Annotated in this window: 22 protein-coding genes, 3 tRNA genes and 1 pseudogene; 12 read left to right on the top strand and 14 right to left on the bottom strand. The window is 49.6% G+C overall.

The genetic code is table 11. The features are described from left to right. Positions 1-15 precede the first annotated feature (15 nt). From H4O27_RS13620 to H4O27_RS07705, 4 genes are all read right to left on the bottom strand, one after another. Positions 16-567, bottom strand: coding sequence for an IS630 family transposase (locus H4O27_RS13620; RefSeq protein WP_226883537.1), 552 nt, complete (start codon positions 565-567; stop codon positions 16-18). Then, positions 495-845 carry an IS630 transposase-related protein gene (locus H4O27_RS07715; RefSeq protein ID WP_193004237.1) on the bottom strand — a complete coding sequence of 117 codons (351 nt, stop codon included), beginning with the start codon at positions 843-845 and terminating at the stop codon, positions 495-497. The genes H4O27_RS13620 and H4O27_RS07715 overlap by 73 nt, the downstream gene beginning before the upstream one ends. Before the next feature lie 82 nt (positions 846-927). Next, positions 928-1,584 (bottom strand): response regulator, encoded by a 657-nt coding sequence (locus tag H4O27_RS07710; protein ID WP_165008942.1) that lies wholly within the window; start codon positions 1,582-1,584, stop codon positions 928-930. After that, positions 1,581-3,467 (bottom strand): histidine kinase, encoded by a 1,887-nt coding sequence (locus tag H4O27_RS07705; RefSeq protein WP_165008939.1) that lies wholly within the window; start codon positions 3,465-3,467, stop codon positions 1,581-1,583. Before H4O27_RS07705 ends, H4O27_RS07710 begins: the two co-directional genes overlap by 4 nt. A gap of 218 nt (positions 3,468-3,685) precedes the next feature. On the opposite strand from H4O27_RS07705, the gene H4O27_RS07700 reads away from it, so the two are divergent. The 4 genes from H4O27_RS07700 to H4O27_RS07685 are packed head-to-tail and all read left to right on the top strand — an operon-like array spanning position 3,686 to position 6,177. After that, the gene (locus tag H4O27_RS07700) at positions 3,686-3,934 is read left to right on the top strand and encodes a MoaD/ThiS family protein (protein WP_165008937.1); all 249 of its coding nucleotides are present in this window, start codon (positions 3,686-3,688) and stop codon (positions 3,932-3,934) included. A gap of 1 nt (position 3,935) precedes the next feature. Next, positions 3,936-4,400, top strand: coding sequence for a molybdenum cofactor biosynthesis protein MoaE (locus H4O27_RS07695; protein ID WP_165008934.1), 465 nt, complete (start codon positions 3,936-3,938; stop codon positions 4,398-4,400). After that, positions 4,397-4,975, top strand: a complete 579-nt coding sequence (mobA, locus tag H4O27_RS07690) for a molybdenum cofactor guanylyltransferase MobA (protein WP_165008932.1) — start codon at positions 4,397-4,399, stop codon at positions 4,973-4,975. The genes H4O27_RS07695 and mobA overlap by 4 nt, the downstream gene beginning before the upstream one ends. Continuing rightward, positions 4,972-6,177: a molybdopterin molybdotransferase MoeA gene (locus H4O27_RS07685; RefSeq protein WP_226883383.1), complete on the top strand. Its 1,206-nt coding sequence runs from the start codon at positions 4,972-4,974 to the stop codon at positions 6,175-6,177. The genes mobA and H4O27_RS07685 overlap by 4 nt, the downstream gene beginning before the upstream one ends. Before the next feature lie 52 nt (positions 6,178-6,229). Here H4O27_RS07685 and H4O27_RS07680 read toward each other — a convergent pair whose 3' ends face one another. From H4O27_RS07680 to leuC, 9 genes and pseudogenes are all read right to left on the bottom strand, one after another. Next, positions 6,230-6,796 carry a peptidylprolyl isomerase gene (locus H4O27_RS07680; RefSeq protein ID WP_165008930.1) on the bottom strand — a complete coding sequence of 189 codons (567 nt, stop codon included), beginning with the start codon at positions 6,794-6,796 and terminating at the stop codon, positions 6,230-6,232. Positions 6,797-6,942: 146 nt separating this feature from the next. Further along, positions 6,943-7,506 carry a YceI family protein gene (locus tag H4O27_RS07675; RefSeq protein WP_165008928.1) on the bottom strand — a complete coding sequence of 188 codons (564 nt, stop codon included), beginning with the start codon at positions 7,504-7,506 and terminating at the stop codon, positions 6,943-6,945. Positions 7,507-7,712: 206 nt separating this feature from the next. Then, positions 7,713-8,783: a 3-isopropylmalate dehydrogenase gene (gene leuB, locus H4O27_RS07670; protein WP_165008926.1), complete on the bottom strand. Its 1,071-nt coding sequence runs from the start codon at positions 8,781-8,783 to the stop codon at positions 7,713-7,715. A 60-nt stretch (positions 8,784-8,843) separates the two neighbouring features. After that, positions 8,844-9,110 carry a hypothetical protein gene (locus H4O27_RS07665; RefSeq protein ID WP_165008924.1) on the bottom strand — a complete coding sequence of 89 codons (267 nt, stop codon included), beginning with the start codon at positions 9,108-9,110 and terminating at the stop codon, positions 8,844-8,846. 48 nt (positions 9,111-9,158) lie between these two features. Then, a pseudogene (locus tag H4O27_RS07660) lies at positions 9,159-9,569 on the bottom strand (NanQ anomerase/TabA/YiaL family protein); the annotation flags it as partial. A gap of 648 nt (positions 9,570-10,217) precedes the next feature. Beyond that, positions 10,218-10,856: a 3-isopropylmalate dehydratase small subunit gene (gene leuD, locus H4O27_RS07655; RefSeq protein ID WP_165008922.1), complete on the bottom strand. Its 639-nt coding sequence runs from the start codon at positions 10,854-10,856 to the stop codon at positions 10,218-10,220. 74 nt (positions 10,857-10,930) lie between these two features. Continuing rightward, positions 10,931-11,071 carry an entericidin A/B family lipoprotein gene (locus H4O27_RS07650; RefSeq protein ID WP_165008920.1) on the bottom strand — a complete coding sequence of 47 codons (141 nt, stop codon included), beginning with the start codon at positions 11,069-11,071 and terminating at the stop codon, positions 10,931-10,933. Positions 11,072-11,105: 34 nt separating this feature from the next. After that, complete coding sequence (locus H4O27_RS07645) at positions 11,106-11,243, bottom strand: entericidin A/B family lipoprotein (RefSeq protein WP_165008918.1); 138 nt, start codon at positions 11,241-11,243, stop codon at positions 11,106-11,108. Between the two features lie 143 nt (positions 11,244-11,386). Further along, positions 11,387-12,793 carry a 3-isopropylmalate dehydratase large subunit gene (gene leuC, locus H4O27_RS07640; RefSeq protein ID WP_165008916.1) on the bottom strand — a complete coding sequence of 469 codons (1,407 nt, stop codon included), beginning with the start codon at positions 12,791-12,793 and terminating at the stop codon, positions 11,387-11,389. A gap of 333 nt (positions 12,794-13,126) precedes the next feature. On the opposite strand from leuC, the gene gyrA reads away from it, so the two are divergent. Then, positions 13,127-15,913, top strand: coding sequence for a DNA gyrase subunit A (gene gyrA / locus H4O27_RS07635; RefSeq protein ID WP_165008914.1), 2,787 nt, complete (start codon positions 13,127-13,129; stop codon positions 15,911-15,913). Positions 15,914-16,013: 100 nt separating this feature from the next. Further along, positions 16,014-16,835 (top strand): GIY-YIG nuclease family protein, encoded by an 822-nt coding sequence (locus tag H4O27_RS07630; RefSeq protein WP_165008912.1) that lies wholly within the window; start codon positions 16,014-16,016, stop codon positions 16,833-16,835. A gap of 3 nt (positions 16,836-16,838) precedes the next feature. On the opposite strand, the gene H4O27_RS07625 is transcribed toward H4O27_RS07630, so the two are convergent. Further along, positions 16,839-17,468 carry an NUDIX hydrolase gene (locus tag H4O27_RS07625; protein ID WP_226883382.1) on the bottom strand — a complete coding sequence of 210 codons (630 nt, stop codon included), beginning with the start codon at positions 17,466-17,468 and terminating at the stop codon, positions 16,839-16,841. A 141-nt stretch (positions 17,469-17,609) separates the two neighbouring features. Between H4O27_RS07625 and H4O27_RS07620 the strand changes: the two genes are divergently transcribed. From H4O27_RS07620 to H4O27_RS07595, 6 genes are all read left to right on the top strand, one after another. Continuing rightward, positions 17,610-19,484: a tetratricopeptide repeat protein gene (locus tag H4O27_RS07620; protein ID WP_165008910.1), complete on the top strand. Its 1,875-nt coding sequence runs from the start codon at positions 17,610-17,612 to the stop codon at positions 19,482-19,484. A gap of 64 nt (positions 19,485-19,548) precedes the next feature. Next, positions 19,549-20,133 (top strand): lipoprotein insertase outer membrane protein LolB, encoded by a 585-nt coding sequence (gene lolB / locus H4O27_RS07615; protein WP_165008958.1) that lies wholly within the window; start codon positions 19,549-19,551, stop codon positions 20,131-20,133. 9 nt (positions 20,134-20,142) lie between these two features. Further along, positions 20,143-20,988: a 4-(cytidine 5'-diphospho)-2-C-methyl-D-erythritol kinase gene (gene ispE / locus H4O27_RS07610; RefSeq protein WP_165008908.1), complete on the top strand. Its 846-nt coding sequence runs from the start codon at positions 20,143-20,145 to the stop codon at positions 20,986-20,988. A 10-nt stretch (positions 20,989-20,998) separates the two neighbouring features. Beyond that, positions 20,999-21,074: transfer RNA gene (locus tag H4O27_RS07605), tRNA-Gln, on the top strand. Positions 21,075-21,086: 12 nt separating this feature from the next. Continuing rightward, a tRNA-Gln gene (locus tag H4O27_RS07600) sits at positions 21,087-21,162 on the top strand. A gap of 11 nt (positions 21,163-21,173) precedes the next feature. Beyond that, a tRNA-Gln gene (locus H4O27_RS07595) sits at positions 21,174-21,249 on the top strand. Positions 21,250-21,373: the final 124 nt, after the last annotated feature.

Here is a 21,373-nt window from a genome sequence, read left to right as displayed (position 1 = left end):
TTATAGCAAACAAACTTATTTATCGATACACATCTGAAACAGACAATCCACATCCATAATTCGCAGCCGATTCCTAACACCTTTAATCCAAGCCCACTTTTTCTCTATCTGATTCAGATCAGGGCTATAGGGCGGAAGCCATAACACAGTATGGCCTTTCTCCTTCAGAAGTGCTAAAGCATTCCCCTTATGAAACGTCGCATTATCCATCACCACCACACTGTTTTGCGGTAGCTCCGGAATCAAAATCCGCTCCACCCAAGCGTCAAATATTCGGCGGTCAATACTGCAATCAAACAACCCGACGGCAAACAGTTTGCCGTGAAATAACGCCCCAATAGCATTGGTCTGATGATGTCCCTGCCAATCATGGAGCGCATAACAGCGCCGGCTTTTTGGCGCATAAGCGTAAGGCCGGTAACAGGATGTTCTGAATCCGCTCTCGTCTAAATAAACAACCGGACGGTTACGGCGGATGTAGCGGTGCAGTAACTTCAGGAAGTTTTTTCTGAGCCCTCTGTTGGCTTTCGGGTGGCGGTTGGTCTTTTTTTGTAGCTGATGTTGTATCGCTTTAATGCTTTGTGTATGGCAGTATGGGAACAGCCAAAGCGTTGCGCTCTTTCATAGCAATAGGCATCGGGATAACGCTCAACATCTTCGAGCAGTGCTTGGACGCTGATTTTGCGGGTTTTCCGTTGCTTTGGAGGGGCTTGAGGAGCCGGAGGGCGTCTCCAAAGTGTGATGGTGGAGATGGCGATGCCGAATTCTTTTGCGGCTCTGCGAATCGTCCATCCTTGACGGAGTTTTTTGAGTACGAGTTGTTTGAAGTCTTCTGAATAGGCCATGGTGGAATTGTATCGAAGATTATGTTTATTTGCTATAACAAAGGCCGTCTGAAACGTTTCAGACGGCCTTTGTTCATTGATTTTAAATTCCTTCGGGCTGCGGTACCTTATGTTGCACCGCATAAACCGCAGCCTGTACGCGGCTGCTTAAATTCAGTTTGCGCAAAATATTTTGCACATGAACTTTAATCGTCGATTCGGCCAAATCCAAATGGCGGGCGATGACTTTGTTGCTGTGGCCGGCGGCGAGGTAGCCCAAGATTTCCGATTCACGCGGAGTGAGGGCGGACAAAGCTACATCGGTACGGGGCGCGGCAGGAGAAATTAACGATTGCACCAAGCGCGAGGTCATTTCCGGTGAAAATACATTGTCGCCATCAACCGCTTTGCGGATGCTGTCGAGCAGGAAATCGGCGTTGATGTTTTTCAACAAGAAACCGCGTGCGCCGATGCGCATACATTCGGTCAAATCGTCGCTGTCTTCGGAAACGGTGAGCATAATCACGGTTTGGTTGGGATTCGCGCTCAAAATCTGAGCCAAGGCTTCGCGGCCGTTCATGACCGGCATATCCAAGTCGAGCAGTACAATATCAGGCGTTTGCTGCTCAACCAATTTTACGCCCGACAGGCCGTCTGAAGCTTCGCCGATGACTTCAAAATCGCTTTGGCGGGAAAGCAGCGCTTTGATGCCGCTGCGAAACAGGGTGTGGTCGTCAATCAAGATAATTTGAATACTCATGATGCGGTTCTCTTATGTTGCGGTAACACTAAGGTTACGGTGGTTCCTTTGTCGGGTTGCGAGGCAACATCCAACACGGCATCGATGCGGCGGGCGCGTTCCTGCATAATGCCGAGCCCGACGTGTTCGCCTGACAGGCTGTCGATGATATCGGTATCGAAACCGATGCCGTCGTCGCTGATTTTTAAGGTGAAATCTTGGCGGTTAACCAGGCTCACGTCCACTTTACCGGCTTGCGCGTGTTTTCGGATATTCGACAGGCTTTCCTGCAAAATAAAGATAATTTGCAGCTGCTCGTCATGATTGAGCCAGCAGCCTTCTTCAATCCAGGTGGCGTTCACTTTAATCTGCGTTTGCTGCTCGAATCGTGCCAACAGCGTCGATACCGCTTCGGGGAAATCTTTGTTGCTGATTTTGGTGCGGAAATTCAGCAGCAATTCGCGCACATCATCGTAGCATTCCTGCACGCCGTCTTTGATGAAGCGGATGTTTTCATCAACTTGCTCTTTCTGTTCTGCATTGTACGCGCTTTCGAGCATTTGCACCTGTAAATTTAAAAAGGTCAGCGTTTGCGCAATGCTGTCGTGCAAGCCTTGGGCGATTAAGTTGCGTTCCTGCAAAACGGCCAGCAGACGGCGTTCTTGAGAAAAGCGGCTGTTGGCAATCGACACGCCCAATTGGCTGCTTAAGGTTTGCAGCAATTCTTGGTCGCTTTGGCTTAAGGTGTGGCCGTCTGAAAAATACAGCGTAAACAAGCCCAGCTCTTCTTCTTTATAAGTAATCGGGAACACGGCCATCTGCTCGAAGCGCGGATGCTCGATGGCAATCGGACGGCCTTTATGTTCGCTGTTGAGATAATGCAGCGGCAGGTTTTCGATTGAATCGGAAAACCCGCTATCCAAATCGGCGTAAGGCTCGGCTTGCGAATCTTCCGGTAAACCCAAGCTGGCGACCAAATCAGAGCGTTTGTGTTCGGCATCAAATAAATGCACGCTGCCGGCAATCGCGGCAACAGCGGGCAGGGTACAGCCTAAAAATTCGGTGGCGGCGGTTTTGGGGTGGTGGATTTGGTGCAAATCGCGCGTGGTTTGGTAGAGCAGCGCCAAATCGCGGTTTTGCCGTTCGAGGTCTTCCGTTTGGCGTGCCACTTGGCCTTCCAAGTCGGTATAAAGCGTCTTCAGGCTGGTGCTCATCTGATTGAAGCCTTTATTCACTTGGGCAAACTCGCGGATATAGTCGGTGTTGATTTCCGTGCCGAATTCACCGCGGCCGATGGCGCATACCCCTGCACTCAAGGCTTCCAGCGGTCGGATAATCCAGGCATAGTGCAAACTAATCATGAAACCGGCCGCAACAAAAATCATCAAAATCAATGCCATCTGAAAGCGGCGCAGCCATTGGGTGTTTTCTTCGTTGGCATTTTCCAAAGCCTGTACAAATAAATCAAGATTACCGGCAAAGCGGTACAAATCTTTATTGTCAGGCAATTGATTTGCTTCTAAAGATGGGCGGATTTTGTGCTGCCAATCGTTCATCAGGCTGGTTTTAATCAGGATGGAATTCATGGCATTGCCGGAACGTGAAGGCAGCAGCGGTTTGATGACATCGCTTTCGCTGACCTTCAGCAAAGTATCTTCAAATGCTTGAATTTGTTGGCGCACATGCTCGGCAGGTTCTTTTTCGTGCACCAAATGCGTCAGGCGGTAGGTCTGCATACGCAGACTGCCGGCATGGTTGATGGAAGCGCCGGCGCCTTCCAGCCTCCATGATAAAATCAAGGTGAATACGACTGAAAACAAGGCTGAGCTGACCCATAATACGGTAAGGTATTTGAGCCGTGCCGAAAGGCTGGGGCCGTCTGAAAATTGGGCTAATCTGTTCATGATGATGGCAATGAAATGATGCCCTAAAAATAGCATTGTTTGGTCTAAATCACAATAACGCAAAGAAATGTATTTATCGGCTAGAATTTCATGCGGATTCGTGTAAAATCCAGTTACGATAAAATTCAATTTATATGAACATTTTGCATTGCAGGCTTAATGGCGTAGGCTTTTCAGACGGCCCGGAGACCTTTGCAGAACCACTATTAAAATTTCGCATGATTACTATTTTATATTTCGGTGTTTTAAAACAAAAACTACAAACCGCCCAAGAGCAAATCGAATGGCAGGGCGGTAATGGCCGTGATTTGCTGGCCTTGTTGCACGCGCGTGGCGACGATTGGGCGGAAGCCTTGGCCGTCGGCAGCATTTTCCGTTTGGTGATCGATAAAAAAATCAGCACATGGGAAACGGATATTCCCGATGGTGCTGAAGTCGGTTTGCTGCCGCCGGTGACAGGGGGCTGACATGCAGGTCGATATCCGCATCCAAACGCAGAATTTTCAATTGCAACAGGAATACGACTTGCTGCTCACGCAAGGCCGTAACATCGGCGCGGTGGCAGGCTTTGTCGGCTTAGTGCGCGACCGTGATACCGACACACCTTTGGAAAGTCTGTTTCTCGAGCATTTTCCCGAAGTGACCGAAAACGAAATCGGGCGCATTGTTCAGACGGCATCCGAACGCTGGCCGCTGACTGCCTGCACCGTCATTCACCGCGTAGGTGAATTACATGCCGATGAACAAATCGTGCTGGTATTGGCAGCATCTGGACATCGCAAAGCCGCGTTTGCCGCCGCCGAATTCATCATGGATTATTTGAAGACCGAAGCGCCGTTTTGGAAAAAAGAAACCTTTTCAGACGGCCTCGAGCGTTGGGTAGAAGCTAAGCAGAGCGACCAAGCGGCCGCACAGCAATGGAACACACCATGAAAACTTATGCACTTATTCTCGCAGGCGGACAGGGCAGCCGCATGGGCGGTGCGGATAAAGGCTTGATCGAATGGCAGGACAAGCCCTTGATTGACCACGTGATTGGGCGGATTGGGCCGCAGGTTGATCACATCGCCATCAGCGCCAACCGCAATTTGGAAGAATACGCCCGCCGCAGCCCGCATGTGTTTGCCGATGCGCGCCAATGGCATCACTTGGGCCCTTTAGCGGCTTTGTGTACGGCAGCCAATGATTTGCAGCTGGCCAAAGCCGATTGGTTGTTGATAGTGTCGTGTGATATGCCCAAGTTGCCCGAAGATTTGGTGGCGCGCTTTTTATCGGCAGCCAAGCGCACGCCGTTGTGCAATGCGTTTTATGTGGAAACCCCGGAACGCCGGCAATACAGCATTATGTTTATCCGCCCGCAAATTCTGCAAAGCGCCGTGCCGTATCTTTACGCCGGTATGCGCACCATACGCGGCTGGCTGCAACAGCAACGTGCACGCGCAGTGCATTTTGATTCGGATAAATGTTTTGTGAATTACAACACGCCTGAAGATTTGAAAGAAGCATGATGATTGATTTTGAAGTGGCCCGCGCAGCTTTGTTGGAGCAGCATCCTTGCCGTCTGAGAACGGTAACGCTGCCTTTGGCTGAAGCAGCCAACCGAGTTTTAGCGCAAAGCCTGCACGCCAAATACCCAAGCCCGATGTTTGATAACAGCGCGATGGACGGCTACGCAGTATGCGATTCAAAAGGCAGCTTGCGCGAATTTTGCATTACCGGCCGCATTCAAGCCGGCGAAACAGCGGAAAATCCGTTGGCTCAAGGCGAAGCCGTGCGTATTTTTACCGGCGCACCGCTGCCGCCCAACACTACCGCCGTGATCATGCAGGAACAAACCGAAACTGACGGTGCCCGTTTGCTGGTGAATGCCGACATTCAAGCCGGACAAAACATGCGCCTGAAAGCCGAAGAAATTGAAGTCGGCCAAGAATTATTGGCGCAAGGCACGCTATTAAACATGGCCGCTTTAGGCTTGGCTGCTTCACAAGGCTACGCCGAGTTGATGGTGTATGAGCCTTTGAAAGTGAGGGTGTTTTCCACCGGTAACGAGTTAGTCGAACCCGGCCAAACACTTTCAGACGGCCAAATCTACGATGCCAACCGCTATCAGTTACTGGCTTGGTTGCAACAACAACCGGGTTTGCAAGTGAGCGATGGTGGCATTTTGCCCGATGATTTGGCGCAAACGGAGGCTGCTTTGGCCGCAGCAGCCGAACAATTCGACGTGGTGATTACCAGCGGCGGTGCATCAGTAGGCGAGGCGGATTATTTGAAGCAGGCGATTGGGCACATCGGCTCGCTTACCATGCACACCTTGGCGATTAAGCCGGGGAAACCGTTTGCTTGGGGGCACATCGGCGAATGTAAAATTTTTATCTTACCAGGCAACCCCGTGGCGACATTTGCCACATCGAATATGCTGCTGCTGCCGGTGCTGAACCAACTGGCAGGCAAGCAGGCGCGGCATTGCTATTTGCAGAAAGTAACGGCCAAAGCTGCGTTCCAAACCAAAAAAGCCATCAAGCGCCGCGAGTTTTTACGCGTGGTGTTAGAAAATGATGAGGCGGGCGGAACGGTGGTGAAATTGCTGCCTAACCAGGGCAGCGCAATGTTGAGTACCTGCGCGGCCGCCGATGCTTTGTGTGAAGTGCCGGCCGGACAAACGGTGAGCGAAGGCGATAATGTCAGCGTTTATTTGCTGCCGAATTGAGGGTGATGATAAAAAAGGCCGTCTGAAATTCAGACGGCCTTTTTTTACGATGTTACTTGATGATGCTCACTTTTTGAATTACCACCGGTTTTACCGGTACATTTTGATGGAAGCCTCGGGTGGCAGTTTGCACTTTGCTGATTTTGTTTACGACATCCATGCCGGAAGTGACTGTGCCGAAAACCGCATAGCCGTAACCTTGTGGCGTTGCGCTTTTGAAGTTGAGGAAATCATTGTTGGCGGTGTTGATGAAAAATTGGCTGGTGGCCGAATTCGGGTTGGCGGTACGCGCCATAGCGATGGTACCGGCAGTGTTTTTCAGGCCGTTGTCGGCTTCGTTGGCAATCGCTTTGCCGGTGCCTTTTTGCACCATGTTTTCAGTAAAACCGCCGCCTTGAATCATGAAATTATCAATGACACGATGGAAAATAGTATTGTTGTAAAAGCCTTTTTCGGCATAGCTGACGAAGTTGGCAACCGTTTTCGGTGCTTTGGTTTCGTCTAGTGACAATTCGATTTTGCCCATATTGGTTTCAATCACGGCGCGGGTTTCGGCTTGAGCGGCAAAAGCTACGCTCAGCATCAGGGCGCCTAAGGTCAATTTTGTTACGGTGTTCATGTGCGTTTCCTATTTTATTGGCATGCATTCAGGATAAATTTTGAATGCGCTATTATCGTCTCTTTCTTTGTGAAAAACGTAAAAGAAAACGTAAAAGGCCGTCTGAAAGTAAATTGCTTTCAGACGGCCTTTAATTATTTAACCGATTATTGTTTCACAGCTTCGATTTGAATATCCAATTTCACTTTTTTGGTCATGCCGCTGTCGACCAAGTAATTCATACCCCATTGGGTGCGGTCGATGGTGGTTGAGAAATCGCCGCCGCACACTTCGGCTTTGGCCATCGGGCTGTTGTAGCAGTTGAATTTTTCGGCCTTCAGTTTTACCGGGTGGGTTTTGCCCAACAGTGTCAGATTGCCGTCAACAGAAGTCAGTTTTTTGCCAACGTAGTTGAATTTGGTGGAAACAAAGCGCATTTCCGGGAATTTTTCGGCATTGAACAAATCAGGTGATTTCAGATGGCCGGTAAAACCTTCCGAACCGGTTTGCAAAGTATTTACCGGAATTGTAATGTCGATTTTGCCTTGGCGCTTGGCTTTGTCGAAATCAACGGTGCCGCTCAGTCCGTAGAAGCCGCCTACGTTGGTGCTGGTGTTGAAGTGGTCGATGGCAAATCGGGCATTGGTGTGGGCTTTATCAACTTTGTAAGTTGCGGCAGAAGCGGAAGCGGCTACGGCAGCAGCCAAAACGGTAAAAATCATTTTCTTCATATCGATATACTTTATAAGAGGGTATGGGAATGAATACATCAAATATTTATTACGAAAGCATCTTAACATAGTTAGTGCCAATAAATGTTTCCTGATGGTTAATTCTCTATTTGATTGCTGTTGATAATGGCAGAGAATATGAAACGATGGCACCATTTGAGTCATAAAAATGCGTGGTATCTTAACCACGCATTTTTCAGACGGCCTTACAATGCAGCTAAAACGGCATCGCCCATTTCCGAGCAAGAAACAAGCTTGGTGCCTTTTTCGAAAATATCGCCGGTACGGAAGCCTTGTTTCAAAACGGTTTGCACGGCTTGCTCGATTTGTTGCGCGCGTGCTTCGTCATTCAAGCTGTAGCGTACCAACATCGCCAACGACAAAATGGTAGCCAGCGGATTGGCTTTGTTTTGGCCGGCAATATCCGGTGCGGAACCGTGAGAAGGCTCATACAAGCCTTTGTTGTTTTCATTCAATGAAGCTGAAGGCAGCATGCCGATAGAGCCGGTAAGCATAGATGCTTCATCGCTCAAAATATCGCCGAAAATGTTGCCGGTGGCAATCACGTCGAATTGTTTTGGTGCGCGTACCAACTGCATGGCGGCATTGTCGACATACATGTGGCTCAATTCCACATCCGGATATTCTTTGCCGATTTCTTCAAAAATTTCGCGCCACAGTTCTGTGGTTTCCAATACGTTGGCTTTGCCCACAGAGCAGACTTTTTTATTGCGCTTTTGCGCCGCTTGGAAGGCAACATGGGCGATGCGGCGGATTTCGCTTTCGCTGTATTTCATGGTGTTGAAACCTTCTCGTTCGCCGTTTTCTAAAGTGCGGATGCCGCGCGGTTCGCCGAAATAAATGTCGCCGGTGAGTTCGCGTACAATCAGAATATCCAGACCGGCTACCACTTCGGGCTTCAAGGTAGAAGCGTTGGCCAACTCAGGATACAAAATGGCGGGGCGCAGGTTGGCAAATAGGTTCAGGTCTTTACGAATGGCTAATAAGCCACGCTCCGGGCGCAACGGGCGGTCGAGGTTGTCGTATTGCGGGCCGCCTACCGAACCCAACAACACCGCATCAGCTTTGCGGCACAGGTTTTGTGTGAATTCAGGATAGGGCGAACCGTATTGGTCGTAGGCTTCTCCGCCCAAAGGCGCGTATTCGTAAGTCACATCTAAGCCTTGCTCAATCAGTTTGTCCAACACGCGTACGGCTTGGCCGATGATTTCAGGGCCGATGCCGTCGCCTCGTAAGATTGCGATTTGTTTGGTCATTATTGATGTCCTTTGTGGATGAAAAGTGGGAAATGGGCGCTTGCTGTCTGGCGTTGTGATTTACTCGATGAAGAAATTGTCGTAAGTCATGGCATATATCAAGCTGGGCTGTTTGTTTTTGAATTTTTCAAATGCTGCGTGATACTGGCGCGGATCATTGGTTTTGTAACCGGTTAATTCATATGCGCGCACATCAAAAAAATCGCGGTTATACCAAGATTCAATATCGCATAAATGGCTCAATATTTTTGGCTTCGGCACGGTTAAGCGCGGTTTCAAAATCTTGTTCGGAAACATAAACAATACTTTCGGCATCGAAGCCGTCATTTAAGTTTTCCAAGCCTTTAAACAGATATTCTTTGGTTTTCATGGTTTTTAACAAGAAGTGGGTTCGGACGGCCTATTTATCCATAAAGACATGCGGGTTTCCAATGTGCGGATTTTAAATACGGCCCTGCGAATGGGGACGTATCACCGACCAACGGTGCATGGCCGTCGCTTGGAAAAACAGTACAAATTCACCCTCGATATCCAGCCATGTTTCGGGTGCGCAATCAAAAAATCCAATGTCTTTTTCTTCTTGACAGCCCAAACCGTTTTTCAGACGGCCTCGGTCTATCCAGCCGTAGGTTTCCGCGCCGCTGAACCGGTACTTGAATGTCGATGTGTTTGATGTGCGCTTCCGGCCGGGGCTTCGCGCGTGCGCATGACTCCGTTGCCGACAAACAGGCGGATATTGGGATTGTCGTAAGGATATTGGCCGTCCGGCAGCCGGGTAAAATCCAGACGTCAAGCTGACATCAGGCATGCTTTCCCAGCAGAAAAAGCAGCGTACCATTTCATTGAATTCCAAAATCACCAAGATAAGCTGCAAATAGCCGGCATCGCATGCGGTTAGTTTTTTATACGCGGAAGTGATGCACAAGCTCATGCCGTACACCAAGCTGTCGGCCAATGAACTCATCGAACCGGCCAGTTAACCGCTGACGGATTCAAACACAAAAAAGAACAGGTTAATCGGCAAGGCTTGCCTCAGCAGGGTGCGTTCTTTTTGGTTTTGAGTGCTGCCGGTCAACGGGCCGGCGCTTAATTCACTGCTTTCCAGGCAGCCGTCAAAATTCAGAGGTATAAGCGCCTGAAAAATCGGCTCGGTGCTGCCGTCATGTTAGGCGGGTCATACGGCGGTTGGGAATGTCAAACCCAAGCGCATGAATGCCTTCGACAGCGCTAAGCTTCATTCGGATTATTTGCTCTTCTGAAGCCAATCCATTTTACTGATATGGAGAATACTTTTCTGCATAGGCAAATCCGTTTCGGACGGCCTATATGGATTGGAATAAGGAAGAGAGATGAATTTCAGACGGCATAGTGTTTCAAACTAATCAGCAGGTCGGGTAAACACATTTTGTGTATGTTTACCCTGCTTGTTTATGTTTAGTTATATAACCAAGGTTGCGCGGCTTTGTGTTTTTCTTCAAAGGCTTTGATTTCATCAGCGTGCTGAAGCGTTAAGCCGATTTCGTCTAAACCGTTGAGCAGGCAGTGTTTGCGGTGTTCGGTGATGTCGAAAGTAAATACATAGCCACTTGGCGTGGTAACGGTTTGCGTTTCCAAATCGATATCGAGCGAATAGCCTTCTTGGGCTTCGACTTCTTTAAACAATTGGTCGACTTGCTTCTCAGTCAAGACAATCGGCAATAAGCCGTTTTTGTAGCAGTTGTTGAAGAAAATGTCGGCAAACGAGGGGGCGATTACGGCGCGGAAACCGTAGTCGTCCAATGCCCACGGCGCGTGTTCGCGTGATGAACCGCAACCGAAGTTTTTGCGGGTCAGTAAAACTTGTGCGCCTTGGTAGCGTGGCTGGTTGAGTGAGAAATCGGGATTAAGCGGACGCTTACTGTTGTCCATGCCCGGTTCGCCGTGGTCGAGGTAGCGCCATTCGTCAAAGGCGTTGGGACCGAAGCCGCTGCGTTTGATGGATTTTAAGAATTGTTTCGGAATAATGGCATCGGTATCGACGTTGCTGCGGTCAAGCGGGGCGACAAGGGCGGTAATTTTGGCAAATGCTTTCATGGTCTGTACTTTTCCGTTTATTCAAGATTATAAAATGCCCCGCTTCACGGGGCATTCATGCTTAAAGAGAAGAATTACATTTTGTGTTTAACTTCTTCTGCAGTATTGCTGACTGCGTTACCGGCAGCTTTCACATCTTTGCCCGCACCTGAAATGGTGTTGCAGGCAGACAGCAGAGTCATGGCAGTCAAAGCGATTAATGCAAATTTTTTCATGTTGAATTTCCTATTGTGGAAGTTGGGCTGGTGGTTAGTAGCTTTTTACAGATTCAGCAGTATTGCTGACTGCATTACCGGCTGCTTTTACGTCTTTGCCTGCACCTGATATGGTGTTACAAGCAGACAAAAGTGTCATAGCGGTCAAAGCGATCAGGGCAAATTTTTTCATTTGAAGCTCCTTATGGTTTGAAAAGTACAGCCTGCTTTGCTGTATTTCTATAATATCCACCATCTTTCTAAATAGCAATAGCCAACGTGACCATATGAATTTAAATATTCTTAAAAATATTAATGCGCTATTGCAATGGTATTTTAAAGGCTGCGCACATCTACAAATCGGCCGTTAACCGCCGCCGCGGCAGCCATAGCAGGGCTGACCAAATGCGTGCGTCCGCCGTTGCCTTGCCGGCCTTCAAAGTTACGGTTGGAAGTGGAAGCGCAGCGTTGTTGCGGCTCTAAACGGTCGGCATTCATTGCTAAGCACATCGAGCAACCCGGTTCGCGCCATTCGAAGCCGGCATCGATAAAGATTTTGTCTAAACCTTCTTCTTCGGCTTGCGCTTTCACCAAGCCTGAACCCGGTACGATCAGCACGCGCTGAACATTGCCGGCTTTTTTACGGCCTTTGGCGACAGCGGCGGCTTCGCGCAAGTCTTCGATGCGGCTGTTGGTACAAGAGCCGATAAATACAATGTCAACCGGAATTTCATTTAACGGCGTGTCGGCTTCCAAGCCCATGTATTCCAAAGCGCGCTCCATGCCGCCGCGTTTCACAGGGTCGGTTTCGTTGGCCGGATTCGGTACTTTGCCGTTGATATCCAGCACCATTTCCGGTGAGGTGCCCCAAGTGACTTGCGGCTCGATGTCTTCGGCTTTGAAACGGAATACTTTATCGAATTCCGCGCCCTCATCGGAAACCAATGTGCGCCAGTATTCAACGGCTCTGTCCCATGCTTCGCCTTTCGGCGCGAATGGTTTGTCTTTGACGTAATCGATGGTGGTTTGGTCAACCGATACCATGCCTGAGCGCGCACCGGCTTCGATGGCCATGTTGCACAAAGTCATGCGGCCTTCCATCGACAGGCTATGAATGGCTTCGCCGTCAAATTCAATCGCATAGCCCGTGCCGCCGGCGGTGCCGATTCGGCCGATGATGTATAGGGCCGCATCTTTGGCAGTCACGCCCGGTTTCAGACGGCCTGATACTTCAATCAGCATTGATTTAGATTTTTTGGCGGTAATACACTGGGTCGCCATGGTGTGTTCGACTTCGGATGTACCGATACCATGCGCCAATGCACCGAATGCACCGTGGGTAGAAGTGTGCGAGTCGCCGCACACTACCGTCATGCCGGGCAGGGTGGCGCCTTGTTCGGGTCCCATGACGTGCACAATACCTTGGCCTTTGTCCATAAACGGGAAATAAGCCAATGCGCCGAATTCTTTGATATTTTTGTCTAAAGTATCGACTTGCAGCTTGGAAATCGGGTCTTGAATGCCTTTGTCCCAATCACCGGTCGGGGTGTTGTGGTCGGCGGTGGAAACCACACTGTCGATGCGCCACAGTTTGCGGCCGGCCATTTTCAAGCCTTCAAATGCTTGCGGGCTGGTCACTTCGTGTACCAAATGGCGGTCAATATAAAGCAGAACGGTGCCGTCTTCCTCTTCGCGGACGACGTGGCTGTTCCAAAGTTTGTCATAGAGGGTTTGTGCGCTCATGGTGTGTTCTTTTATGAGTGGGTGGTGGTGAATAGTATGTGGAGAATATTAGACTTATTAACTTAGAAAATCAACTAATTTTGTCTAATTTTTATTTAAGAATAAAAATTTCTCCAATTCTTCAGAAAATTTTAGACAATTTGTACAATTTTATTTTTGGGCGTAACCTTTTATTGTATTCATGCTCTTGCCTTTATCCTGAATGGAATAGGCTGTCCGAGTGCCTTTTGGATTCAGACGGCCTGCTGTCAAAATGATTGTTTGCGGTTGGGTGATGATGCAGTTTTGTGGTAAAATCGCCCGTAATTATTGCTATAAGAAATGCTAGGAATCATGACAGACGCAACAGTCCGCAACGACCATAAGTTTGCACTCGAAACCATCCCGGTAAGCCTTGAAGACGAAATGCGCAAAAGTTACCTTGATTACGCCATGAGCGTGATCGTGGGGCGTGCGCTGCCAGATGTGCGCGATGGCCTGAAGCCGGTTCACCGCCGTGTGCTTTATGCCATGCACGAATTGAAAAACAACTGGAATGCTTCTTACAAGAAATCCGCCCGTATCGTCGGCGACGTGATCGGTAAATACCACCCGCACGGCGATTCCGCCGTTTACGATACCATCGTGCGCATGGCGCAGGATTTTTCCATGCGCTATATGCTGGTTGACGGTCAGGGCAACTTCGGTTCGGTGGACGGCGACGGTGCGGCAGCCATGCGTTATACCGAAATCCGCATGGCGAAAATCGCCCACGAAATGCTGGCCGATATTGAAGAAGAAACCGTGAATTTCGGCCCGAACTACGATGGCAGCGAACATGAGCCGTTGGTGTTGCCGACCCGTTTCCCGGCTTTGTTGGTAAACGGTTCTTCGGGTATTGCCGTGGGTATGGCGACCAATATTCCGCCGCACAACCTGACCGATACGATTAACGCCTGTCTGCAATTGTTGGATGAACCCGACACCGACATCGATACCTTAATCGACATCATCAAGGCTCCCGACTTTCCTACCGGAGCCACTATTTACGGCATGAACGGTGTGCGTGAAGGCTATAAAACCGGTCGCGGCCGCGTGGTAATGCGCGGTAAAACACACATCGAGCCGGTCGGTAAAAACGGCGAGCGCGAAGCGATTGTGATTGACGAGATTCCGTATCAAGTCAACAAAGCCAAATTGGTCGAGAAAATCGGTGATTTGGTGCGTGAAAAAACTTTGGAAGGCATTTCCGACCTGCGCGACGAATCGGATAAATCCGGTATGCGTGTGGTGATTGAGTTAAAACGTAATGAAAATTCAGAAGTCGTTTTAAATCAACTGTATAAGCTGACTCAGCTGCAAGACAGTTTCGGTATCAATATGGTGGCTTTGGTTGATGGACAGCCGCGTTTGCTGAACCTGAAGCAAATTTTGAGCGAGTTTATCCGTCACCGCCGCGAAGTGGTGACCCGCCGTACGTTGTTCCGCCTGAAAAAAGCGCGTCACGAAGGCCATATCGCCGAAGGTAAAGCAGTGGCTTTGTCGAATATTGACGAGATGATTCAGTTGATTAAAGAATCGGCTGATGCACCGGAAGCTAAAGAAAAATTGTTGGCGCGTGCATGGCGCAGCGGTTTGGTAGAAGACATGCTCAACCGTACCGATTTGGATTTGCGCATGGCGCGCCCGGAGGGTTTGCCGGAAAACTTGGGCTTGCAAGGCCAAGGGTATTATCTGAGCGAAATTCAGGCAGATGCCATTCTGCGTATGAGCCTGCGCAACCTGACCGGCTTGGATCAGGAAGAAATTGTCGGTGATTATAAAAACATCATGGCGAAAATCATTGATTTCTTGGATATTTTGGCCAAGCCTGAACGCATTACCCAAATTATCCGTGAAGAATTGGAAGAAATCCGCAACGGTTTCGGCGACGGCCGCCGCAGCGAAATCAATCCGTTCGGCGGCGACATTGCCGATGAAGACCTGATTCCGCAGCGTGAAATGGTGGTAACGCTGACCCACAGCGGTTACATTAAAACCCAGCCGACAACCGACTATCAGGCGCAGCGCCGGGGTGGACGGGGCAAGCAGGCGGCGGCAACCAAAGACGAAGACTTTATCGAAACGCTGTTTGTGGCCAATACCCACGATTATTTAATGTGTTTCACCAATTTGGGCAAATGCCACTGGATTAAAGTCTATAAACTTCCCGAGGGCGGCCGCAATAGTCGGGGGCGTCCGATTAACAACGTGATTCAGTTGGAGGAAGGTGAAAAAGTCAGCGCGATTTTGGCGGTGCGGGAATTTCCGGAAGACCAATATGTATTCTTCGCTACTGCGCAAGGCATGGTAAAAAAAGTACAGTTGTCGGCGTTTAAAAACGTGCGCAGTCAAGGCATTAAAGCAATTGCTTTGAAAGAAGGCGATTACTTGGTCGGTGCGGCTCAAACCAGCGGTACGGATGACATTATGCTGTTCTCTAATTTGGGCAAAGCCATCCGCTTTAACGAATATTGGGAGCGCAGCGGCGGCGATGAAAGCGAAGATGCCGATATCGACAATGAAAACGACGTTTCAGACGGCCTTGATGACGAAACAGCAGAAGGCGACAATGAAAACGCCTTGCCAAGCGGTAAACACGGTGTGCGTCCTTCCGGTCGCGGCAGCGGCGGTTTGCGCGGTATGCGTTTGCCGGCCGACGGTAAAATCGTCAGCCTGATTACCTTCTCGCCTGAATGCGGACAAAGTGCCCTGCAAGTGTTGACGGCTACTGCCAACGGCTACGGCAAGCGCACGCCGATTGCCGACTACAGCCGCAAAAACAAAGGCGGACAAGGCAACATTGCCATCAACACCGGCGAGCGCAACGGCGATTTGGTTGCCGCCACTTTGGTGGAAGAATGTGACGACTTGATGCTGATTACCAGCGGCGGCGTGTTGATTCGCACCAAAGTCGAGCAAATCCGTGAAACCGGCCGTGCAGCTGCCGGTGTGCGCCTGATTAATTTGGACGAAGGCGAAACCTTGGTCAGCTTGGAGCGTGTGGCGGAAGAGCCGGAAGTTGAAGCGGCTGAAGAAGGTGAAGCGTTGGATAACGTTGGTACGCCAATTGAAAGCGAAAACGGTTCAAGCGAAGCATGATGGAAGACATAAAATAATGTTTTTTCGAGGCCGTCTGAAAAGGTTTGTATCTTTTCAGACGGCCTTTTAGTGAAAGTAGTTGAAATAGAAGGACACAGTTTTGAAACAAGGTTGGGTATATGTATTGACCAATCAAGGCATGCCCGGTTTGATTAAAATCGGCTTTACCAAAAACCTGCCGCAAGAGCGGGCGCGCGAGCTATATGGCACGGGTGTGGCTTATCCGTTTGAGGTGGCTTATCAGGTATGCTGCTATCACTATCCGCAAGTCGAGCGCAAAGTGCATGCGCAATTAAGTGATAAGCGGGTCAACGGCGGCCGAGAATTTTTCGCCTGCCCGGTCGAAGAAGCGGCGCAGGTTATCCGCCAATGCGCCGGAAAAAATCTGATTTCGGCACAAGATCTGCGCACAGGTGAAGTTTGGCAAAATAAACCGGCTGACAAGCCGTCTAAAAAAACGAGCGTTCAGACGGCCTCGCATCATTGGCGGATTCCTCATTATCATTTGATTGGCGGAGGCCTGGCCTTGGTCATCATTTGGCTTGCTTGGTTGGGTTTTCGCAGTGCGGGAGAAACGGTCGAATTAAGCGAAGCGCAGCAAGTCACGGGCTATGTGTCCGGCAAAATTGGCAAGGAAGACATTAATATTCGCGCTTGCCCGTCAACCGAATGCGGCGTGATTTCTGTTTTGCCGGCTAATCAAAATATTCAAATTAAGCCGCACACCCGCACGGCAAAAAACTGGGTGTATGCCGAATTTCAAGGCGATGTGTGCTATCCGGAGCATTATGAGCGCGGCCAAGGCTGTCGATTATGGGCGCAGAATAATATTGTCGAAGGCTGGGTCTATGCCGATAATTTGGCCGGACAAAATATCAAACCGGCCAAACGTTCGGATTCTTTGTTTGATTCGTTGTTTTGATGATTAGGTCTCAGGCCGTCTGAAAGTATGCTTCGGGACGGCATCGCAATATTGTCGATAGCGTTCGGCCAAGCCGTAAAGAATTACGGCGGTTAAGCCCCAAATATCGTAATGTTGAAAAGGCAGCGTAGGCATGGCGATGGTTTTTCCTTGGTGTTGCAATGCACGCATTTCGTAATGCCGAAGATTCATCGCAAAATCAAACGGCACATAAAACACTTCCGCCACTTCGTCCGGATTGGTTTGAATGCGCGGGTTATCGGTACACAGCGCCGGAATGGGATGTACTTCATAACCCGATAGCGTGTAGTGCGGCGGTAGAGCGGGGAAGGTTTGCCAAGCCTGCGGCAGAATGCCGACTTCTTCGTGTGTTTCGCGCAAGGCCGTTTGGGTTAAATCGATGTCTTGCGGTTCATAGCGGCCGCCGGCTAGGGAGATTTGGCCGGTGTGGCGGCGCAGTGAGCCGGAGCGGCGGGTAAACAATATCTGCCATTGATGGTCTTTTTTGATCACGGCTAACAAAACCGCCGCCACTTTATATTCGGCAGGATTGAGAAAACGGTTGTGCAGGTTTTGTGTACGGCTGTCAAATTCGTGCGCGCGCAGTAGGAAATCGGAAAGCGGTCGGGTCATGGGCGGTATCCGTAAAGTGTTTACACGATTATATTGCATTAGGTTTACGGTTGCTTAAATCTACAAATCAGACGGCTTGTGATAAAGTTATGCCTAAACTGAAGGCCGTCTGAACACAGTCGGCAATGTAAAGGAATGATTATGTTTTTTGTCCCTTCCCGTGTCCGTGCCGTGGCTGCGGCGGTGATGATGTTGTTTGCGATCGAAAGTTATGCAGCCAACGAAATCAAAGTCCAGCCCAAAGCGGCCAAAGAAGTAAAAGAGCTGATTCGGAAAAAAAGCCGCTACACACCCGAAGAGCGTGAGTGGGAACGACAGCGCCGCATGGGCGTAATTGAGCGCACCAATACCGTGTTTACCTTATTGGGCGGTGAAATGGCGTTGCAAAAAGGCGATGCCGGCATGGCATTAGCGACGTATATGGTGTCGCTCAATCGTACCAAATCGCCGGAAGTTGCCGAGCGCGCGCTGGAAATGGCGGTGTCGCTCAATGCGTTTGAACAAGCCGAGATGATTTATCAGAAATGGCGTGAAATCGAGCCGGTGCCGAGTGCGGCGCAAAAGCGTATGGCTTGGGTGCGCGATTTGCTGATGGGTAATGCCGACCAAAAATTAAGTGGCTTGGATGACGTGTTGCGCAATGCCACCGAAGAGCAAACGCAGCGCATTTTCCTGCTCTTGGCGCAAGCGGCGGTGCGACAGCAAGGCTTGGCGGAAAAAGCGGGCAGAGAAGTGCATAAGGCGGCAAAAAAATACCCCGGTATGCCGGAAGCGGCAATTGCCGATGTGATTTTCAGCGCACAAGAAGGTGATGAACGCCATGCGGTAGAAGCCATGCAGCGTTTGGCCAATTTGGATGCGGAAATTTTACCGCCGACTTTATTAACCATGCGCTTGGTGGCGCAACGCCAACCGCAAATGCTCAACCGTTTTTTTGAAGAAACTAATACTGCCGATTTGTCGCCGGTGTGGCAGGAATTGGAAATCAGCAGCCTGATTGCGTCGCAGCAGCCGGACAAAGCCTATGTGCGGTTGCAACAATTATTGGCGGCCAATCCGAATGCGGATTTGTATGTTCAGGCGGCCTTATTGTCGGCCAGCCGTAAAGAAGACATTTCCGTTACCGGGAATTATTTGGAAAAAGCCTACAATACCGGCACGCGCGAGCAACAAGGCCGTGCGGCAATTATCGGTGCCATGCGTTATGCCGATATGAAAAATTACACCGATGCCAAAAAATGGGTAAATAAAATCAGCGCGCCGGAATATGCGTTTGACAAAGCGGTGTTAAAAGCTTCGATTGCGGCAGAAGAAGGCGATATGGCGGCGGCCTTAACCGAAGCCCGCCGCGCAGAAAAGCTGCCTGAGCAACAGGGCAGATTCTTTGGTGCTGCGGAACTGCAGCGCGTTTATTTGTTTGCCTTGGCGCAAAGCGATAAACCGCAAACCGCGCTGGCAGAATTGAATCAAATGGCGGCCAAAGCCGCTAAGCAGCCTGAAGCTGCCGAGCGTTTGCCGGATATCCTGTATCAGCGTGCAATGGTATATGAAAAATTAGGCCGGCATGAAAAAGCCATTGCCGATTTGCGCCGCTATAACGATTTAAACCCCAACAGCGCCAGCGGTATGAATGCCTTGGGCTACACTTTATTGATTATGCCCAACGGCAAGCAATATTTTGATGAAGCGTTTCAGTTGATTCAGACGGCCTACCATTTGGAGCCGGAATCCGCTGCAATTAACGACAGTTTGGGCTGGGCTTATTACCTGAAAGGCGATGCGCAAGCAGCCTTGCCATATTTGGAATACGCTTATCGCGAGTACCCTGATGCAGAGGTAGCATCGCACTTGGGCGAAGTGTTATGGCAACTGGAACAGCAAGAACAAGCTAAAAAAATTTGGCATGACGGTTTGCAAAAAGAGGGTGACAAGGCCTTGTTAAAAGCGACCATGAAACGCTTTGGCGTGGTGGTGCCGAATGAGCCTGTGCGCAAAGCAAAACCTAAAACGAAATAATACGAGGCCGTCTGAAAGTATGATTCGTTTTCAGACGGCCTGACTTAAGCAATTCGGAGTGATGATGAAGTTCAAATTATATGGTTCTACTTTGGCAGTCTTGGTATTGGCGGCGTGTGCCCAACCCAATATGCCGCAGCAAAACGGTTGGCCGCAAGCAGACAACACAAGCGACTTTACCGCAGAAGGCCGCTTGGCGGTAAAAATAGACGGTAAAGGTTCGTATGCCAATTTTGATTGGGCGTATCAAAACCAAGTGCAAACCATCAATGTAAATACACCGTTGGGCAATACGGTCGGCCAATTGTGCCAAGACAAGCAGGGTGTATTGGCGGTGGACAATAAAGGACAGGTTTATCACGCACAAACCGCCGCACAATTAAGCCGGCAGCTATTGGGTTTTGAATTACCGGTGCAATATCTGCACATTTGGGCGAATGGTAAACGTGTCGCCGAGGCACCATATCAATTGCTTTCAGACGGTCGTTTGCAGCAATTCGACTGGATCATCAGTCGAACGCTTAATCAAACGGGGCAGGCACGCATATTGTTATTGGAAAACGCAAAATTAAGCGTGCGGCTGGTGTTTGATGAAATGAATACCCGGCCGGAGCCGACTACACAACAACAATGCGCTGCCCGTACTTAAGGAGGCTGTATGAACATTCCGAAGCATGCGCAAGCTTTTTTGGCACCGGCTAAATTAAACTTGGATTTGCGCATTACCGGCCGCAGGGCGGATGGTTATCATGAATTGGAAAGCATCTTTTGCCTGATCGGTTTGTATGACACCGTTTATCTGGCGTTGCGCGATGACGGCCGGATTTTGCTGCACACGCCTGTCGAAGGTGTGACGCAAGAGCAGGATTTGGCCTATCGGGCCGCTGCTGCACTGAAAGTGCATGCCCAATCTGCCGGTGGAGTGGATATTTGGTTGGAAAAAAAGATTCCGATGGGCGGCGGATTGGGCGGCGGCAGCTCGGATGCGGCAACTGTTTTGCTGGCGTTAAACCGATTATGGCAATGTGGTTTGGGCGAGCAAGAGATGATTGATTTGGGCGTAACATTGGGTGCGGATGTGCCGTTTTTTATCTTCCGGCGTAATGCATTTGCACGGGGTGTCGGTGAGAAATTAATCGAAATAGATGTGCCAAAACAATGGTATGTTATCGTGAAGCCTGATGTGCATGTGGCGACCGGCAAAATTTTTTCCCATCCTCACTTGACACGCGATTCCAAACCAAGCATAATGCCTGCTTTCCAAGCATTGCAGCCGTTTCGCAATGATATGCAGGCGGTGGTATTTCAGGAATACCCTGAAGTCTGGAAGGCTTATCTTGAGATATCGAAGCATGGTAACGCATTAATGACCGGTTCCGGCGCGTGTGTATTTGTTCCATGTCGGCATCAAGAAGAAGCGGAAAATATATACCAACAAGTTTCTAAAGTATATGAAGCATATTGTGTTGAAGGCTTAGCTGTTCATCCTTTGTTTCATGTATAAGTGAGCCAGTTGGGGAGTCGTCAAGCGGTTAAGACACTGGATTTTGATTCCAGCATGCGAAGGTTCGAATCCTTCCTCCCCAGCCACCCACACTTTGTTGGGGAGTCGTCAAGCGGTTAAGACACTGGATTTTGATTCCAGCATGCGAAGGTTCGAATCCTTCCTCCCCAGCCACCTACCTTTATTGGGGAGTCGTCAAGCGGTTAAGACACTGGATTTTGATTCCAGCATGCGAAGGTTCGAATCCTTCCTCCCCAGCCAAATAAAAGCGTGTAAGTTTTCTTACACGCTTTTTTATGTTGTAAATTGACGAATTTATCTGCTGAATCCTTGGGTTTACGCGCTAATTTGCGTATAATACCGGCCTTAACGTCAATGTACAAAG

The organism is Neisseria yangbaofengii, assembly GCF_014898075.1.
GTDB lineage: Bacteria > Pseudomonadota > Gammaproteobacteria > Burkholderiales > Neisseriaceae > Neisseria > Neisseria yangbaofengii.
Note: the sequence above shows the minus strand (reverse complement) of the source record. Positions and strands in the feature narration are given on the sequence as shown.

Excerpts from the sequence above, each read along its gene's own strand:
- H4O27_RS07715 (WP_193004237.1), bottom strand. The coding sequence starts at position 845 with ATGGCCTATTCAGAAGACTTCAAACAACTCGTACTCAAAAAACTCCGT.
- H4O27_RS07710 (WP_165008942.1), bottom strand. The coding sequence starts at position 1,584 with ATGAGTATTCAAATTATCTTGATTGACGACCACACCCTGTTTCGCAGC.
- H4O27_RS07705 (WP_165008939.1), bottom strand. The coding sequence starts at position 3,467 with ATGAACAGATTAGCCCAATTTTCAGACGGCCCCAGCCTTTCGGCACGG.
- H4O27_RS07700 (WP_165008937.1), top strand. The coding sequence starts at position 3,686 with ATGATTACTATTTTATATTTCGGTGTTTTAAAACAAAAACTACAAACC.
- H4O27_RS07695 (WP_165008934.1), top strand. The coding sequence starts at position 3,936 with ATGCAGGTCGATATCCGCATCCAAACGCAGAATTTTCAATTGCAACAG.
- mobA (WP_165008932.1), top strand. The coding sequence starts at position 4,397 with ATGAAAACTTATGCACTTATTCTCGCAGGCGGACAGGGCAGCCGCATG.
- H4O27_RS07685 (WP_226883383.1), top strand. The coding sequence starts at position 4,972 with ATGATGATTGATTTTGAAGTGGCCCGCGCAGCTTTGTTGGAGCAGCAT.
- H4O27_RS07680 (WP_165008930.1), bottom strand. The coding sequence starts at position 6,796 with ATGAACACCGTAACAAAATTGACCTTAGGCGCCCTGATGCTGAGCGTA.
- H4O27_RS07675 (WP_165008928.1), bottom strand. The coding sequence starts at position 7,506 with ATGAAGAAAATGATTTTTACCGTTTTGGCTGCTGCCGTAGCCGCTTCC.
- leuB (WP_165008926.1), bottom strand. The coding sequence starts at position 8,783 with ATGACCAAACAAATCGCAATCTTACGAGGCGACGGCATCGGCCCTGAA.
- H4O27_RS07665 (WP_165008924.1), bottom strand. The coding sequence starts at position 9,110 with ATGACGGCTTCGATGCCGAAAGTATTGTTTATGTTTCCGAACAAGATT.
- leuD (WP_165008922.1), bottom strand. The coding sequence starts at position 10,856 with ATGAAAGCATTTGCCAAAATTACCGCCCTTGTCGCCCCGCTTGACCGC.
- H4O27_RS07650 (WP_165008920.1), bottom strand. The coding sequence starts at position 11,071 with ATGAAAAAATTTGCATTAATCGCTTTGACTGCCATGACTCTGCTGTCT.
- H4O27_RS07645 (WP_165008918.1), bottom strand. The coding sequence starts at position 11,243 with ATGAAAAAATTTGCCCTGATCGCTTTGACCGCTATGACACTTTTGTCT.
- leuC (WP_165008916.1), bottom strand. The coding sequence starts at position 12,793 with ATGAGCGCACAAACCCTCTATGACAAACTTTGGAACAGCCACGTCGTC.
- gyrA (WP_165008914.1), top strand. The coding sequence starts at position 13,127 with ATGACAGACGCAACAGTCCGCAACGACCATAAGTTTGCACTCGAAACC.
- H4O27_RS07625 (WP_226883382.1), bottom strand. The coding sequence starts at position 17,468 with ATGACCCGACCGCTTTCCGATTTCCTACTGCGCGCGCACGAATTTGAC.
- H4O27_RS07620 (WP_165008910.1), top strand. The coding sequence starts at position 17,610 with ATGTTTTTTGTCCCTTCCCGTGTCCGTGCCGTGGCTGCGGCGGTGATG.
- lolB (WP_165008958.1), top strand. The coding sequence starts at position 19,549 with ATGAAGTTCAAATTATATGGTTCTACTTTGGCAGTCTTGGTATTGGCG.
- ispE (WP_165008908.1), top strand. The coding sequence starts at position 20,143 with ATGAACATTCCGAAGCATGCGCAAGCTTTTTTGGCACCGGCTAAATTA.